The 15,600-nt window shown below is 63.3% G+C and carries 20 protein-coding genes; all 20 read right to left on the bottom strand.

Translation table 11 applies throughout. The features are described from left to right. Nucleotides 1-86 precede the first annotated feature (86 nt). The 20 genes from GFK26_RS18630 to GFK26_RS18535 all read right to left on the bottom strand — a co-directional run bounded on the left by GFK26_RS18630 (nt 87) and on the right by GFK26_RS18535 (nt 15,589). Nucleotides 87-1,496 (bottom strand): hypothetical protein, encoded by a 1,410-nt coding sequence (locus tag GFK26_RS18630; RefSeq protein WP_153283274.1) that lies wholly within the window; start codon nt 1,494-1,496, stop codon nt 87-89. Next, a complete protein-coding gene (locus GFK26_RS18625) occupies nt 1,496-1,654 on the bottom strand; it encodes a hypothetical protein (protein ID WP_153283273.1) in 159 nt (52 codons plus the stop codon). The genes GFK26_RS18630 and GFK26_RS18625 overlap by 1 nt, the downstream gene beginning before the upstream one ends. Further along, nucleotides 1,647-2,168 (bottom strand): hypothetical protein, encoded by a 522-nt coding sequence (locus GFK26_RS18620; protein WP_153283272.1) that lies wholly within the window; start codon nt 2,166-2,168, stop codon nt 1,647-1,649. The genes GFK26_RS18625 and GFK26_RS18620 overlap by 8 nt, the downstream gene beginning before the upstream one ends. A gap of 24 nt (nt 2,169-2,192) precedes the next feature. Beyond that, entirely contained in the window at nt 2,193-2,663 is a 471-nt protein-coding gene (locus tag GFK26_RS18615) for a hypothetical protein (protein ID WP_153283271.1), read from the bottom strand. Between the two features lie 62 nt (nt 2,664-2,725). Beyond that, nucleotides 2,726-3,826, bottom strand: coding sequence for a DNA primase (locus GFK26_RS18610; protein ID WP_153283270.1), 1,101 nt, complete (start codon nt 3,824-3,826; stop codon nt 2,726-2,728). 191 nt (nt 3,827-4,017) lie between these two features. Further along, complete coding sequence (locus GFK26_RS18605; RefSeq protein ID WP_153283269.1) at nt 4,018-4,383, bottom strand: hypothetical protein; 366 nt, start codon at nt 4,381-4,383, stop codon at nt 4,018-4,020. Then, a complete protein-coding gene (locus tag GFK26_RS18600) occupies nt 4,380-4,640 on the bottom strand; it encodes a hypothetical protein (RefSeq protein WP_153283268.1) in 261 nt (86 codons plus the stop codon). Before GFK26_RS18600 ends, GFK26_RS18605 begins: the two co-directional genes overlap by 4 nt. 56 nt (nt 4,641-4,696) lie before the next feature. Beyond that, complete coding sequence (locus GFK26_RS18595) at nt 4,697-6,073, bottom strand: DnaB-like helicase C-terminal domain-containing protein (RefSeq protein WP_153283267.1); 1,377 nt, start codon at nt 6,071-6,073, stop codon at nt 4,697-4,699. 3 nt (nt 6,074-6,076) lie between these two features. Then, nucleotides 6,077-6,421, bottom strand: a complete 345-nt coding sequence (locus tag GFK26_RS18590) for an RNA chaperone Hfq (protein WP_153283266.1) — start codon at nt 6,419-6,421, stop codon at nt 6,077-6,079. Between the two features lie 81 nt (nt 6,422-6,502). Then, nucleotides 6,503-7,174 carry a hypothetical protein gene (locus GFK26_RS18585; protein ID WP_153283265.1) on the bottom strand — a complete coding sequence of 224 codons (672 nt, stop codon included), beginning with the start codon at nt 7,172-7,174 and terminating at the stop codon, nt 6,503-6,505. A 213-nt stretch (nt 7,175-7,387) separates the two neighbouring features. After that, on the bottom strand, nt 7,388-7,651 hold the full coding sequence (locus tag GFK26_RS18580; protein ID WP_153283264.1) for a hypothetical protein: 264 nt from the start codon (nt 7,649-7,651) through the stop codon (nt 7,388-7,390). After that, nucleotides 7,648-8,397, bottom strand: coding sequence for a PhoH family protein (locus tag GFK26_RS18575; protein WP_153283263.1), 750 nt, complete (start codon nt 8,395-8,397; stop codon nt 7,648-7,650). Before GFK26_RS18575 ends, GFK26_RS18580 begins: the two co-directional genes overlap by 4 nt. A gap of 74 nt (nt 8,398-8,471) precedes the next feature. Then, complete coding sequence (locus GFK26_RS18570; RefSeq protein WP_153283262.1) at nt 8,472-9,701, bottom strand: hypothetical protein; 1,230 nt, start codon at nt 9,699-9,701, stop codon at nt 8,472-8,474. Nucleotides 9,702-9,787: 86 nt separating this feature from the next. Next, nucleotides 9,788-9,991, bottom strand: coding sequence for a hypothetical protein (locus GFK26_RS18565; protein ID WP_153283261.1), 204 nt, complete (start codon nt 9,989-9,991; stop codon nt 9,788-9,790). Between the two features lie 39 nt (nt 9,992-10,030). Then, a complete protein-coding gene (locus GFK26_RS18560) occupies nt 10,031-10,630 on the bottom strand; it encodes a hypothetical protein (RefSeq protein ID WP_153283260.1) in 600 nt (199 codons plus the stop codon). Next, nucleotides 10,627-10,941, bottom strand: a complete 315-nt coding sequence (locus GFK26_RS18555; protein ID WP_153283259.1) for a hypothetical protein — start codon at nt 10,939-10,941, stop codon at nt 10,627-10,629. Before GFK26_RS18555 ends, GFK26_RS18560 begins: the two co-directional genes overlap by 4 nt. After that, nucleotides 10,938-11,507, bottom strand: a complete 570-nt coding sequence (locus GFK26_RS18550) for a glycoside hydrolase family protein (protein WP_153283258.1) — start codon at nt 11,505-11,507, stop codon at nt 10,938-10,940. The genes GFK26_RS18555 and GFK26_RS18550 overlap by 4 nt, the downstream gene beginning before the upstream one ends. Before the next feature lie 3 nt (nt 11,508-11,510). Then, nucleotides 11,511-11,726 (bottom strand): holin, encoded by a 216-nt coding sequence (locus GFK26_RS18545; protein WP_153283257.1) that lies wholly within the window; start codon nt 11,724-11,726, stop codon nt 11,511-11,513. A gap of 102 nt (nt 11,727-11,828) precedes the next feature. Beyond that, a complete protein-coding gene (locus tag GFK26_RS18540; RefSeq protein WP_153283256.1) occupies nt 11,829-14,393 on the bottom strand; it encodes a phage head spike fiber domain-containing protein in 2,565 nt (854 codons plus the stop codon). Nucleotides 14,394-14,395: 2 nt separating this feature from the next. Next, on the bottom strand, nt 14,396-15,589 hold the full coding sequence (locus GFK26_RS18535) for a phage head spike fiber domain-containing protein (RefSeq protein WP_153283255.1): 1,194 nt from the start codon (nt 15,587-15,589) through the stop codon (nt 14,396-14,398). Between the last annotated feature and the right edge of the window lie 11 nt (nt 15,590-15,600).

Raw genomic sequence — 15,600 nt, 5'->3', positions numbered from 1 at the left:
GCAGGCTTGGGCGTTGCCGCCCTGAGCCCTCAGGTCGTAGTAGGCAGCCCAGCCACTGCGGGTGGTGGGCGCCCGCAGTGGCTTCTTCATGCTGCGATCGCAGCGGCGAACTGGTCCTTGATGCGCTGCAGGTCGTCGGCCACGGTCTTGTCTTCGCGCACCTCGACCAGGCGGGGCAGGAACAGGGAGTAGATGCCCTGCTCGCCCGACGGTGCCATCACGCTGTTCGCACGCACGGTCACGACCTTCTGGAGGAAGCGCTCGCGGTCGTTGTGAATGGTCTGGCGCAGGGCATCGGTGAACCCGCTCACGCCCACTTCGAGCGCCCCGCATTCGCTGGAGCACATGAGGGAGCCGAAGGTGGCTTCGGTCTTGGTGCCCGGCGTGCCGGGGATGAAGCCCGTGATGCGCAACTCCACGTCCACCTCGAGCTTGAGCTTGACCTGGTCCTTGCTGGTGCCGTCCTTCCAGATGGCGTCGGGGTGCTTGACCACGGTGCCTTCCTTGCCCTTGGCCAGCAGCTCGCGGTAGTGCACGAAGGCTTCGGCCTGGTTCGCCACCTGCTTGGTGGGGATGACGCGCAGCACCGCGGAGCCCGCTGAGCCCGCACCCTTGAGCTGACCCAGCAGCGCGATCAAGCGAGCCTTGTAGCCCGTCTCGTACTTGCCCTTGGGCTTCACGGCCGACAGCGGGATCTGGTCCCAGGCCATGTAGGCTACATGCTGGCCCGGCTCAAGCGCGCCACCCGACAACAGGCTGTTCAGCACGCCGTTGCCCTTCTCGCGTGGCAGCAGCGACCAGTTCTGGACACCCATGTCCTCCATTTCCTCGTAGACCACCAGCTCGCCGTGGGTCTGCGTTTCAGCGGCCAGGCTGGCCACCATGGCCGCTTCGAGCTCGGGCATACATCCCGCCGGGAACGGGCTGCCCTGGCGGCTGTGGATCGAGACGGTGTCGCCGGCGCGGTTCACGTTGGCGAACATGCCGTCGGCCTTCTCTTGGCTGATGGCGCCCTTGTCCCACCAGCCCGGCTTCACCATGTTCGACTTGGCCTGCAGACTGCAGCGCATGTAGGGGAATTCCTGGAAGGTTCCCGGGAACACGCGGTTGACCGTGCCGTCGGTGAAGCCCGCGCGCAGGTCCTTCGCGATGATCCGGCGGAAGAGCGCGCTGCTCGGCTCGTCCAGCAGGTCGACGGCGTTCTGCACCGCGTCACGCGCGGCCGTGCCGGAGAGCTCGCGGGTGGCCAGCTTGTCCAGGATGTTCCAGAACTGCTCCTCGTCCAGCGTGTTGCTGCCCGGGGCCAAACCGTCGCGCTTCATGGGGGCCAGCGCCAGACCGTAGTTGACGAAGGGGTCGTAGGCGGCGCGCACGATGCGCATGAACAGCGGCAGGCTGCCAGCCTGTTTGACCAGCGCCTCCTTTTCGTTCTTCGAGGCAGTGGCAGCGATGGCTTCGATCGCTTGAAAAATCGAGGCGGCTTTGTTGAGGTACATCAGGACTCCTGGTTGGTGAAAAAGTGGACAAGGTCTTCGGCGGTGGCGTCGCGCCAGGCGGTGTGGACGAGCGGGCCGTCGCACCACGGGTGCCGCGTGCGGCGCTGCAAGATCAACTTCCCGCGCCAGTTCGTGCGGAAGCGATAGCCGTCAGGCATTGGCGGCCTCCTGCTCTGCCCGCAGTCGGCGGGCGATCTGCAGGGGCGTCTCGCCGACGACTGCGGAGATCGGGATGACTCGGGCTGTGTGCGTATGCGGGACGCTTGCTGCCGACCCGCTGATCGCGTCTGCGAGGGAGCCGGTGTCACCCAGCACGTCGAGCACCGAGCCCGAGCGCGCGGCCGGCTTTACCTTCTTGTCGCCCGGCATGAACCAGCGTGCAGCGGCCGCCGCGGCGGACTGGATGGCTTCTCGGGCCCGGAAGTAGATCGACGTTCCCGCGAGCTCCTCCTCCTGGCGCATGTCTCGGGCAATGCACTGGCCGAAGCGCAGCGCCTGCTCGCAGACGTTCCAGTCTTTGGGAGCCGCCGCGTTGGCACGGAGCACCTCGATGCGATTCAGGCAGGCCGCGTAGCTCATGGTCTGCTCGGCCTTCTTGCACTGCAGGCAGAAGCTGTTGGTCTTGCCGTTGGCGGACTCGGAGAGCGGCACGAACGATGGTGTGTCAGTCATGACTTATTCCTTGATTGGATTTAGTTACCAGTCGCCCCAGCCCTCGGGGGTCTCTTCTGGGGCACGGGTCACAGTTTCAGGTTCGGGTGTCGGCTCGTCGTCGGGATCGATCGGCTGCGCGTTTGGGTCGAGAGATAGACCCAGCGTCTGGAGAATCTCCTCTCGGTGCTTCGTCGGCATTTGCGTGCGAAGCCAGGTGCGAAAGTCCTCGTCGCTGGCGATCATCTCGACCAGCGGCGCGTTTTCCATCACGTAACCTTTACGCTTCTTTTCGGACAGTTTTGTCTCGTAGGCCACGCCCAGGTAGACCGCGCATTGACCTCCCTGAATGGGGCGGAGCCCGCCGCGTTGCAGCAGGTTCTTGCTGCCGTAGTGACCCACCGCGGCCGCGCGCCCGTTGAAGCGGTCGTCGTCAAAGCGCTCGATACGGAACAGCTGATAGAACTTGGTCGAGTGCTCAAGCCAAGCCGTCGTGATGCGGAAAGTAATGCTCATAAATGTGCCCCTCAATGGGTTCGATGCTTCATTGTAGATAAGTCACTCAGGACTTACACACGTCAAGTGCTAACCGTTTTGTGCAGCATCGAGATGGCAGACAGGCGTGTGAGCTTCACAGCTGAAAAGATGGCCTGGCGCACCACAGCCGGCGGCGTGGGCTTCTTGTCAGGGCCCTGCGCGGGGTCGAACCCGGCCGGCAGCCGGGCGATGCGCACCACCAAGCCCAGGCTCATCAGCTTCAGGCCCATCTTGATCGCCAGCGAAGTTGCCTTTGCCTCCGCGTCCCACATGAAGGTGACGGTCTTCAGGCCGCGCTCCTTGAGGCGGATGAACTTCTCGATCTGGCCGCCAGGCCCGTCGCTCAGGTGCATGCCGAACGTGGCCAGCGGCAACATGCCCTTGCAGCTGGCCGACCCCGTCACCGCCTGGTAGATGGCGATCGCGTCGAAGGCGCCCTCCCCCACCACGGCGTGGGTGGTCTCGCCGTCGACGAAGTTCTGGCCGTTATAGAGGTGACTGCCCGCGACCGCGAAGCCGGTGGGGAACTGGTACTTGGGCAGCAGCGTTTCGGTCACGTCACGGCCCTGGAACGACACGAGGTTGCCCTCAAGGTCGGCGATCGGGATGATGACCCGCTTGTCGAACTTCATGAACTTTTCGGTGCCGTCGCTCAGCGTGTAGGCCCACCAGCCGCCGTGGCAGTAGCTCAGGTCGAACGCCCGGCACGACTCGATGCTCACCCCACGGTCCTGCAGGTACTGCAGGTTGTCGGTGCCCCCAATAGGGATGGGGTGCAGTTTGGACGGCAGCTTGAGCACGCCCTGCTCGATGCGCACGCGCTCCTTCTTCGGCATCCAGCCCTGCTCGCCGGCGATGGTGGTGATGTGCGTGTCCAGCTCGTTGCCGGAAAGTCCGCTCACTGCCTTGATGAGCTTGAACTTGTTGAACTTGATTCCACAGCTGCCGTGGAAGCAGTTGCCCAGGCCGGTCTCGGCGTTGATGTAGGTCTTGCGGCCGCCCTCGCCGCATGCGGGGCACTCGTGCAGGTTCAGCTGCTCACCGCGTGTGCCGTAGCTGTGGGTGTAGGTGACGCCTTCGCGGTCGAGGTACGTCTCGATTTCGATGAGGGCCAGGGCCTTGTCGAGCTCAGCGCGCTCCATTGAACCACCTCTTCGCAGTGAACCACAGCACACCCCAGGCACTCAGCCGGCGCAGTTCAGCATTCGGGATTTGGAAGTAGTCGGCGAAGCCCGGCGCACTAAGCATGCAGCGGCCTGGAGGTGCCTCGAGGACCGTTGCCAGCATCTGCTCCCCGTGCCAGTCGAACAGGACGATATCGCCGCGTTGGAATTCAGCTCGCTCCACGCGACCTCCTGCTGGGCATGCGAACGACGCGCACCTTCCCGATGAACTGGCCAACTCCGTTCAGGCATACGCGGTAATAGCCATCGAAGCGGAAGACCTTGCCGCACTGCTCGCGCTTTCCGGCTTTCTTGCTGATGAAGTCGTGGATGTGGGTGTAGAACCAAGGGCTGTCGGGCACGTCGTCGAAATCGGACTTGATGACCACGACATCCCGGAACTCGCCTGCAGTGAACAGGATGTAGCCTGGGTGCCGCTTGCGGCGATCCACCTTCAGGTGGCCCCATGTCTGGTGCATCACCGCCGCTTTGAACGCGGCCTCGGGCTCGAGGAAGGCATCGGCAAAATTGCTCATACAGCCTTCCTCCTGCGCATCCAGGCGTGCACCTCCATTGCGCACAGAATCGCGAGCGGGCCGGCGCCGACGTAGATCACCGCCTGGGTCATCGTCTCGACGTGCGGCACCAGCTTGAAGAGGCCGATGTTCATCACGCCGATCAGCGCTGAGTTGACCAGCGCCAGTGCGCGGTAGCCGCTGTTCACGGCGAGGCTCTGGAAGCCCAGAAGAAAGACGGCGCCGAAGGCGCTGCCGAAGAGCAGAAGCTCTTTCATAAAAATCCCTTCGGGAGAGTGGGAACAGGGGAGACTTTCTCCCCCGTACCTTGGCGCTAGTCTTCGCCGAGCACCTGTTTGATGAACTTGCCCATCGATACCTCCTGCTCGATGCGCACCGCGAACCCCGAGCGCTGGTTGCGCGAGGCTGCAAAGAAGAGGCGTGCCTGCTTCAGGGCACGCTCCTCGTCGGTCACGTTGATGGAGATCAGCACGTCGGCGATGCGAACCTTGTTGATGTCCTCTGCGATGTCCGTCATGGTGGCCACGGCCTTCTTGGCGCCCTCGCGGTTGGTCTGCGTGGCGGTGAGCAGCGCGAAGCCTTCCATCATTGCCAGGCCGCGCAGGTTCACGTAGACCGACTTGCTGTTCTCCTGCACGTTGTCGGTGGTGCGCTCCGGGGCCATCAGGTCGGCGTAGTCGACGATGACGAGGTCGAAAATCTTGCCCTGTGCCTTGTACTGCTCGATCAGGCGGCGCAGGTCGCTCGGGCGCATGGTCCCGCTGGGCTGCTCTTCGATGATGAAAGGCGCGGCCTTCGCCATGAAGGCGGCCACCTTGGCGTCCACGTCGTGCGGGTGTGCCCCCAGCTCGTTGATCGCTCGCTCGGCGATGTTGGCGTCGAGACGCTCGGCAATGATGCTGCTGGCGACTTCGAGGGTCACGTACAGCACGCTGAAGCCGTTGGCGATCGCGTTCACGCCGAAGGAGATCATCGCCATCGACTTGCCCGCCTTCGGCCCACCCATGAGCACCGACATTTCCTTGCGGCCCCACCCCTTGTGATAGAGGTAGTCGTCGAGGACCTTGAAGCCGGTGGTGATGCCCGTGGGCGGCAGCAGACCGGCGGCGCGGTCGATGCGCTCCTGGGTGCGCACCTTGGCCATCTCGCCGTAGTCGTAGCTCCCGCCGGAGCGGGAGACGCCTGTATCGACCGCGCGGCGGATCATCTGGCCGATCGTCTCGAAATCGCGTTTCTCGATCAGGTCCACCGAGTCGAGCACAGCCTTCGCCACCGCCTGGTGCCGCGCGAAGGTGGCGCAGGTATCGGCCACATAGTCGCGGTCAGAGACGTCAGTCTCGAAGATGGCCGGCACGACCGCGATGGCCATCTTGGCAATCTCGCTCGCCAACAGCTTGTTGCGGATCGCGTCCTTCATCAGGGACGCGAGGGTGGTCTTGTCGCCTGGGGCCTTCTTGTACTTCTCGTAGTAGCGCGATGCCACCGACACGAGCGCGGCGTGCGCGGCGTTCTCGAAGTACTCGGGACGGATCAGGCCGTCGGTGAGCTGGGCGAACTTGGTGTCGCGCAGGGTGAGCGCGGCGATCTTTTCCTGGAAATCGAGGTCGAACTCGTAGCGCGGCGTTGCGGCCGCGGCGGTGTCGTCTTCTTCGGGAATGCTGATCGCCGCGGCGTAGGTGCTGCCGCTCATCGTTTAAACCCCCGTCTCGCTCGCGTCCTTCCCGTCGTCGATGAGGGGCAGCCCGCCGGCGGCCGGCACGATGCAGATGCTCTCGATGGCGTGCTTGAAGTACATGCGCTCGACGCCGCGGTCGCGCAACGTGACGGTATAGCGGTCACGGCGGGTCAGCGTGCCAGTGTGCATCTGGCCGGACATGGTCTCGATCTCGACCAGGCTGCGGTCGTACTGGGCGGTCTGCAGCTGCTTGTCGTGACCCTTCGCCTCGAACTTGGGCTTCGAGTCGCGGCTGTCCTGGGTGCGGGGGAACTCGCGGCTCACATCACGGTTGGCGTGAAGGGGACGGACGTTCGTGTTCATAAGTGCTCCTGGTGGTGCGGGGTGCGATGGGGAAGAAAAAGGCGGGGCGCTGTGCCCCGCTGTGACGTCTATTATAGTGACTCAGCACTGACTTACAGTTAGCTCCCGTGCATGCACCTCTGCGCGGGCCAGCACCTCCCCGTCGAAGGGCAACAGGGTCCAGGTCGGGCTCAGGCGGTCCTCGCGGTACATGCGTCCAATCAGCTTGTCGTGGGGGCCTGGCCGCGCGCGGATCTGGTCGACCAGGAACTTGACGTGCCCACGCATGTCCGCGGGCCAGGCGGCCGGGTCGGGATGCCGCGAGGCTGCGAAGCGATTGTCCTTGCTGTACTGCAGGCTGGTGCGCACCCGGGACTTCCAGAGCTCGGCGAGATCCAGCTCAACGTCGTCTCCATACATTTGGTTGGGGCGCGGGTAGCGTTGAAACGTGCGCTCAAGGGCGCGCTGCTGGACGAATGCGAGCATCACCGTGTACGGGCAGCCGATGCGATCAGCAACGCCTCGGGCGAGCCACATCGACGTCAGGTCGCGGCTCTTGAAAATGTCGTCCGGGGTAAAGGCTCGCGCGTCGTCTGCGCTCTCGATGTCCACGAAGCTCTCGGCGAACAGGCGGGTCTGGACCTTGTAGAGCTCGGCGAATAGGTAGGTGGCTTGGACCGGATGCATGTGCCGGTAGTCATGCCAGCGGCTGACCATCAGCTCCGGGGTGTCCGCGCGGTGCGCGGGGTCGATGGTGAGCGCAATGGCTTCCATCTCGTGTCGCGGAAGGTTTGAACCGAAGTATTCCATTTTCCCTTCTATGTCAGTTGTTCTTTATCTTAGAAATTGCTTACATAAGGGGAGACGCGCTTTCTGCTAACCAGAGCCACAGGGCATCCCGGAACGAGAAAAGCCCCACCATGAAGCCTGACCAATCAAGGAGGCTGCAGCGGGTGGGGCTTAGAACCTTGAGGGGTCCCGGCCGACTTAGAACGTGGTGGGTCGCGCGATGCCGCGGGTGACGGCCATCAGCCCCGTTTGCAGGTCGGTGGCGCCGATCGAGATCCACCGCTGGTCGAGGGTGGAGCCCGGGGCGACGCCGGCGGTGTTCTCGGGCACATAGGCGCGCAGCTTCGCGATGAAGCCGCCCATCTGCTGGCCGAGAGCCTTCGCCTCGTTCATGAGGGCGGCCTCCTCCTCGCTGAGCTGGCGGTAGCCGGTGATCTTGGGCTGGATGAAGGTGTCGGTCATGGGTTGCGGTATGCCTTGAGGATGGCCTTCACGAGGCCGGAGCGAACGATGTCGTCCTCGGTGAACTCGACCACGCGCACCTGGTCCAGATGCGACACGCGGTTGAGCGCGTCCACCAGGCCACTCGCGCCCTTGATGTCGATTTGCTGGATGTCGCCGTTGACGATGACGATGCAGTCCTCGCCGATGCGGGTGAGGAACATCTTCATTTCCTCGGGCGTGGTGTTCTGCGCCTCGTCGAGGATCACGATCGCGTTCTTGAACGTCGCGCCGCGCATGTACGCCAGAGGCTGGGGCGAGATGCGCTCGTTCTTCAGCGCGCACTCGTAAGCACCACGGCCCATGCGTTCGATCATCACCTGCTTGAAGGGCTCGAGGAACGGTGCGTACTTCTCTTCGAGCTCGCCAGGGAGAAAGCCCATGGGCGAGCCCGTCTCGACTGCAGGACGGGTGATGATGATGCGGTCGTAGAGGCGGTCTGCGAGCTGGTCGGCAGCCCATGCGCCGGCGACGTAGGTCTTGCCCGTGCCGGCTGGGCCGACGCCGAAGATCAGGTCGGCGCTCATCATGGCCGACAGGTATTGGCCCTGCGCTTCGGTGCGGGCTTCGAGCTTCTTGGGCACCGGGTTGGTCCGCGGCTTGTCGAAGTCACGCGGGTCCACGAATTGGTTGACGACTCGGTCTTGCTGGCCAGAGGACCGGCTGTTGTTGCGTTGGTTTTTGCGGTATTTCAGGGTCTTTGCCATTGGGGGTCCAAGTCGTCTGCCTCTATTGTGCCATGTGTCAGTGCTTACTTACCATATAAGCCGCGAAAGATTTTTCAGACGCCTGCCGGCAGCGCGATGCGCACCTCGGGCGAGACCCGTTCCACTGCTGTTCGCGTGTACCACTTGCCGCCCGAGACGGCGAAGTCTGTGACTGGCACGTAGTCGAAGTTGACCTGGCGCGTGTGGGTGTCGACGTTGGCGATCATGAAGCCCATGTGCCACTTCTCGCCGTTGCAGTAGCTCGCATCCCGGCGGTGGCCGCAGCCCAGCTGGTGCCACTCGTAGGCGCCGTACACGGGGCTGAACTCAGGCCAGCTGATGTGCTTGTGGTGGTGCCCGTTCACGCCAGGCATCTTCAGGTTGCGGCCGTCCGGGAAGTGGTGCACGACCAGGCAGTCGTTGTAGATCAGGTAGTTGCGCCCGATCTCCTTCTGGATGTCGCGCTGGTTGTAGGCGGCCAGGTCGGCCTTGGCAACGTAGTTGACCTGGTAGCGGTCCAGACCCAGCAGCCTAGGCACCGTCCAGCCGTGCAGCTCGCTCAGCACCGCCTTCAGGGCGGGCGTTTCGTCGCCCAGGTGGCGCAGCAGGCGGTACTCGTGGTTGCCCTCGAGCCAATCGATCTGCATGTCGGGCTTGGCCTGTCGGATGTCCTCGAGGAACTTGTGCATGACCTTGATGCGGCGCACGGGTCCCCACTCTCGCGGATCCACGCTGTACTTGCCGAACTCGGGCAGGTCCAGGCCGTCGCCGCCGATACAGAAGGCGTCCGGGTTCACGCGGTCGATGGTGTCGATCAGCACACGGCGGAAGAACGGATCCATCTCTTCGTCGTGCAGGTCGCTGGCGATCACGTAGGTGCGGAAGCGCCCCTTGCCTGGGCGCACGTACTTCTCGGCGTAGCCGCGGCGCTCTGCGTTCAGGGTACGGTAGTGGTCGACGCTGGCGTGCTTGGCCACTGCGCGCTCGACGGCGTGCTGCTGGCGCGTGAGCTTCAGGCCGGCCTGGCGCTTGAACTCCTCGAAGGTGCCGAAGTACTGGTTCCAGGCGCTCTCCGCGTACTTCCCGTGCACACGGTAGAAGTTGCGCGAGATGGCGACGGTGGGGTTCGCTTCGGCGAGCTTGCGCAGGTCGGCCACGACCTGAGCCTTGGTCGCTTCTTTGACCTTGGGAATGAGCGTCTCGGACAACGGCTCACCACGTCCGGCAACGATGCCGTGCATGGGAATCTTCAGCTTCTCCTCTGCTGCAGCCCGGGCCTTTGCGGCGACTGGAGTTTGGGCCATGCGGAAGCGAGCTTCCTTGGCGGCTGGCTTCGGGGTAGCAGGTTTCTTGCTCATCAGTGTTGTGGCCGGGTCTACCCGGCACGGGGTTAGTTAGGTCGGGAGCCACGCCACACGGGCTGGGGCGGCGGAAACAGGTTGTCCTGCGGACGGAAGCTGTCGGAGCCCAGCGTGCGTGCGCGAGCGGCTTCCTCGTCCTTCATGACCTCCCAGATCGGCTTGGGTGTCTGCGGACTGACGGTGCAGCCGGCGATGGCGAACGAGAGGGTGATGAGTACAGCGGCGATCTTCATGAGGGGTTCCTTTGATGCGCGGGAGAGATTTCCCGTGCATCAATCTTTCGTGAACCTGCTTGGCGCTACGACGTTGTTCTTGACCCAGTCCACGAGTCCGTCGTGGCGCTTGGCGAGGTCGTTGTAGATGCGCGTTACTTCGAGGTCGTTGCGGGCCAGATCGCCGCCCCCGACTTCGGTCGGAGTTGCGGCAGCGGCGTCGACTTCCGCATCAGTTCGCTCGGGGGCACAAGCAGCGGCTGGGGAGCCGGCGCCGTCGCGCTCAGCGTTGAGCAGGCAGAGAGTGAAAAGATCGAGCACAGAACTGCCAAGCAGCACAGGCTTCGCCGGCGCGGTGGGAGGTTGCGGCGCATGAGGTTTCTCCTGGGTGGTTTGAACTCGGTCGAGACGCTGGGCTCGGGTGTCGTAGGCCTTTTTCTCCACGACCGCTTCGGTCCGGAGTTTCTCGTCGGTGGCCAGGGCGGCCTGCACGTTCTCTTGGGTCTTGGCGATGGCCTGATCGGCCGCACGGACTTGGTCGCGCAGCACGATGGCGTCACGGGCGGCGTAGCCGTCTTGGTAGCCCGCGTGACGCAGCCACCATGCCCCGAGTGCCAGCGCAGCCGCCAGGATGATCTCGATGGCGGTGCGCGCGCTCACAACGTGATCCTGTCGGACGTGTGACGCGGGTCCACGCCTTCGACGTCAAACCAGAACTCGACTGCTTCGGCGTTGGCCAGCTGCGCGTCGTAGCCCATGTGAAGGAGGCTCTGGCGCAGCGGCGTGACCAGGCAGTTGCTGACGACTGGCATGTGCCCCTTCTCCTTGCCAATCGCCTCCAGCTTGGCAGCCAGGGCAAAAATGTTCATCACCTGGAACGGGTTTGGCTTTTCGCCATGACAGAACTCGTCCAGGAAGTAGTGCTTCGAGACCGCGATGCGGCCATTCGACGCCTTGCGCTTGACCTTCATTGGGTGCCTTCCGGGGTAGCGCCGTCGGGCGCGAAGTCGATGCCGTCCAGGCCGAGGTTGCTCATGTCGCCGGTGCACATGCGAGCGTTGCGCTCGCCGCGCAGCACCACGCCGAAGCAGTTGTTGGCGCGGATGCGGCAGTCGACGCGGCCGCCGTTGGCCATCACCCAGCGCTTGGGCTGCTCGCAGGCCTTCGGGTTGCCGGCCACGAGCTGGGCCTTGTAGGTGGAGCCGCAGAACGCGGCCACGCCCTTGTTGAATGTGAAGTCGATGATCGCCACGCGCTTGTAGGCAGGCATGCGGTCCCAGGCCCCCTGCCCCATGCACTTGATGACCGGCTCGGTGTGCTTGAGCAGGTCGGCGTACATGGTGGCCTCGCACTCGGAGCGCGTGAAGGTCTGTCCCAGCTTGAGCTCGGGGCCGGTATGGCCCATGCAGCTGGTGAGGATGCCCACCGGGTCACGGTAGGTCTTGAGCACAACGCCCTCGTCCTTGGGGATGAGGATGCCCAGTGCGAGAGCGGCCGGCAGGCCGACAAGGGCGATGAAGCGGGCCTGCGGGCTCATGGGTCAGGCATTCTTCGCTGCTGCGTCCTTCTTCTCTTTCCAGGGCCGGTAAACCTTGTCCCGCAGAAGGAAGAACACCTGCAGCGCGGTGTAGATGGCGGTGAGGATCAGCACCCACTCGTTGATGGAGATCCCGCCCATGGCGAGGCCGGAGACCACGACAGGCGGAGACGTTTTCGTTACGGTTTCCACAATGCTTTGCTCGGTTGTTTGGGTCATAGGTTTTTCCTGCCCAGTCACTCGGGCGAAGCGAATACTGATAGTAAGTCAGTGCTGACACATATTGTAGCCGACATTGTTCCGCCGCCGTATAAGCGGCGGCTACGTCGTAAGCGCCACCACTTCGGCGTCGGTCAGCTTCTGAGGCCGGTAGCGCAGCGCGCGGACTCGGAAGAATGGTTGGTTGCCGATGCCGGCAGTATTTCCAATCCCCAAGTGGGTCACGCCAGTTGCAACCGCGCTTGCGACTTTGGTCACCGCCATGTTGCCAAAGGCGAATCGAATGCCGTCCGAGCCATAGCTCACGGCGATCTTGGCCGGCGTTTCGGGCGCCGGCAACGTCCGCCCGGGCGTAGCAAGGGTCACTGCGTTCAGCACTGAATACCCGTAGGCACCAGCATTTGCAGTGCTCGCCGCGCCGAATGAAACACCCATGCGCCCACCTCCGACAGAGCCGAACTCCAATACGGTTCTGGTCCCAGAGTCACTCGTTTTGGGAACTTCCAGCTCCATGAACAAAGTACCTTCGGCGGGGTTGAACCACCCTTTCGACGTGTCGATGCGAATGCCGTCCCCCGAGCGCGTCGTGGCAATCGAAGTTCCAGTGTCTGCTTGGCGCGTGCCCACCACGGTCGTGGCGGAGTCTGCGGCGCGCGTGACCGTCGCGGTCGTTGTGGGGATATAGCTCGAGGCGGAAGAAGCCTGCTCCAACTGAAAGCCCGTGAACTTGAATGTCCGCCCCGTGTTGGTGCCGTACTTCCAGATGCCCGTCGCAGTGCTAGGCACTGTCGCTCCCGTTGCCTGCGTACCTGTCACGCGATACACGCCGCCGCCAACATGGGTCATCGTGCAGGCGGCAGCCACAACAGGCGCGTTCCCAATGACGAGTGCGAAGTCTCCCGCTCCGCCCGGCGTGGGCATGTTGGGCGCATTCCCATCGTCCATCTTCACGAAGCAGGAAAACACATATGTAGTCGTCGGCGTGAGCACAGGGTACTGAGCTGCATAGAAGGCAAACGTGCCCACGGGCGGCGCTGCAGGAAACGCCAGGCCGGTTGTGAATCCAGAATTGTTCCAAGGCGCGACCGCGCATCCCAGCCTTACAGGGGCATCTGCGAGACCGTTGCGGAACTCACTCTCCGTCAACATGTTCGCACTCGCCCCTTCCAGCAGCAACCAGGGCGCGACGGTTAGGTCGGCCGGGTTGTAGGTCATTCGCGCGACACCCGCAGCCGCCGTCTTCATCGCGCCCATGGAGTCGAAGTAGGTGCCGATGGAGGCGCGGCCGGTGAACGTCTCGGTGCTTGGGATGTAGCTGGTAGCGAAGGCCCCGGCTTCGAGCTGGGCGCCCCATGCCAGGCACGCACCGTTATCCGAGCGGGCCCCAGCGACGACGGCGTAACAGGTGAGCGTATCGCCAATGGTGATGGGGATAGCCGACGTATGGATGCATCGGTACCAGCCACCGCCCACATCGCGCATCTCCCAGCCCGCCCCCGAAATCGACGGAGTCGACCCATGAAGTGTCACGATACCGTAGACCCCGTTAGTGGCGGTGGCGGTGTTGCGCAGCAATAGCTCGACGTTGCCAGTCCGCGACACGTTCTTGAGGTAGATCGAGTAGGTCATCACCGTTGCAGTCGCAACGGCATTCTGGGTATTGGGTGAGGTGGATGTCCCCGAAAACTCGACTGCCCGAAAAGTCCCATCAGGTGCCAGCTTGCCTGGAGTGCGCGTCATGGCTCCACCCGTCCAAGGCGAGAGGTGCATATCGGCGGTGCGCTGCAGGAGGTTCGTGCGCTGTTCTTCCATCAGCAGCATCGGCGGCAGCGTCAGGTTTGACGGCTCGTAGCTTTCGCGCGACACGCCCGCCGCTGCATAACGCATGACGCCGTTGACGTCGTAGTAACTGCCAATGGAAGCACGAGCAGTGACCCCCTCAACGTTGTAAATATAGGAGCTGGCGAACTTTCCTTCTTCGAGCTGCGCGCCCCAGATATAAATGCCTACATTGCCGTCACCAGGGCCGGCTCCTCCCGAGGCCGAACCCGGGTAGATAGAAGTTGCCACGACTGCAGACGCATCGGTCGTGAAGACCATCTCGATCCGGCGCCAGCCACCGCCTGCATCGCTGATCTTCCGTGACACCTCGGCGAAACTGCCCGTGAAAGAGGACGAAGCAGTCATCGTGGCCACGTTGAATCCGACGGTGAGGCTGTTGGCCGAAGTCGCCCCCCGCGCATACAGGTAGCCGTTGGATGAGCCCGCAGCCTTCACGTACAACGAAAGTGCATAGGTGGTAACCACCTCGCTTTTTGTGAGCGCTTGGATCGTGTATGAGGCGCCGGCGTTTGAGCCGCTGAGCAACGCCAGCTTGCATGCGTCCCAGCGGCCATTCGGCGCTAGGGCGGCACCGGGCACAACGGTGACCCCCACTTTGGACCAGACCCCAGAATCGAATCGCGACGAGAAACGCAGCAGGTTGGTCCTGGGAGACTCGATCAACAGTCCTCGTGGCGTTTTGCTGACGGGATCAAAGTCAAACCGCGGAGTGGCAGCTGTCGGCTTCGGCTGAACAAAGCCCTGCGCATTGACGAAGCTGCCCTTTTCGGAGCCCAAAAAGACGAACAGTTCGTCGAAGGTTTTCTTTGTGAGGGTAGTTGCCATGTTTAACCGGCGATCAGTTCGGTGTCAGGTGTGATTGCCGCGATCTCTGCGGCGTTGGCTGCCTTGGGCCAGTAGGCGAAGTCGAGGATCTCGCCATCCATCGGGTCGCCTCCTCCGTTTCGCTGACCAAGCCAAAAAGTCGGCGCAACGTACGCCGGCAAAGCTGGCACCCCGCTCACCGTTGGTGGAAGTTCGTCCACTTGGACAACGAGCCGTCCGAGCTTCCATGAAGCGGCAACCTTTCTCAGAGTGCCGAGTGGCGCAGCAGAGTTGGGAACCGAGAGAGATGCCTGCTGCACCCCGGCGCGAAAGACATTTGCAGCGACTGACGACGCACCCCCTGCGCCTCCTAGGTACACCAACATCCGATCGTTGGCACTGGCCGCGCTGGTAATCCCAAATAGCATTGCCGTTGCAGGCATCGCGCGCTGAACGAACTTCATAAGCATCGTCCCCTCCGCCTGGTTGAACCATGGCGCCTGCTGCAAGTTGGGAATCCAGACTTGATCAACACTGCGAGCTACCGCCGCCGTGGTCGTCGGGATGTAGCTTGAGGCCTCGCTCGCGGCTTCAATTTGGCCTTTGCAGAACCACACGGTGAGGTTGCTGGTAAGAGGCCCGGCCGTGTGGACAACTGGGTACACCCCTCCTGTCCCCACTGGCGTGGCGCTCTGCGTGATCACCCGGGCGAATCGGTCCACAAATTGGCCCGAGTTCGCAGCACTGATGAGGAAGCCGCCCATCCCTGACGCGCCGGTGTAATACACATTGATGGATTCGCCCCCAGTCAATGGCCTGCTCAGCTTCACATAGGCGCTTGTCGAATAGACCGTCCCGGCCACGACGTTCGCACCGACCGCCGTTGTGCTTCGCACACGGCTGCCCGCATAGCCTACGGCGCTTGCCGACGTGAACGTCGCAGCAACGCAAGATTCACCGTCAACCGTGGTACTCGCCACTGCAGGTGGAGTCGTCCCCTCCGCCAGCCCGGCCAGGATCTGACTTCCTATCAGAAGGTTCGTACGAGCCGGACCTCGGAACCGCAGCCCCCTCGGCGCCTTCGTGACCGGGTCGTAATCGAAGGCCGGCGCCGCGGCCGGCACGACCTTTCCTTGGTCGTTTACGACCGTTCCACCAACGCCTCCGCTCGAAGTGAAGATTTGCGGGAACGTCTTTTCGGTCAGCGTGGTCGGCATGGTTGCTTTCG

The organism is Variovorax paradoxus (genome assembly GCF_009498455.1).
Taxonomy (GTDB): Bacteria; Pseudomonadota; Gammaproteobacteria; order Burkholderiales; family Burkholderiaceae_C; genus Variovorax; species Variovorax paradoxus_H.
This window is presented reverse-complemented; position numbering and strand designations above follow the sequence as displayed.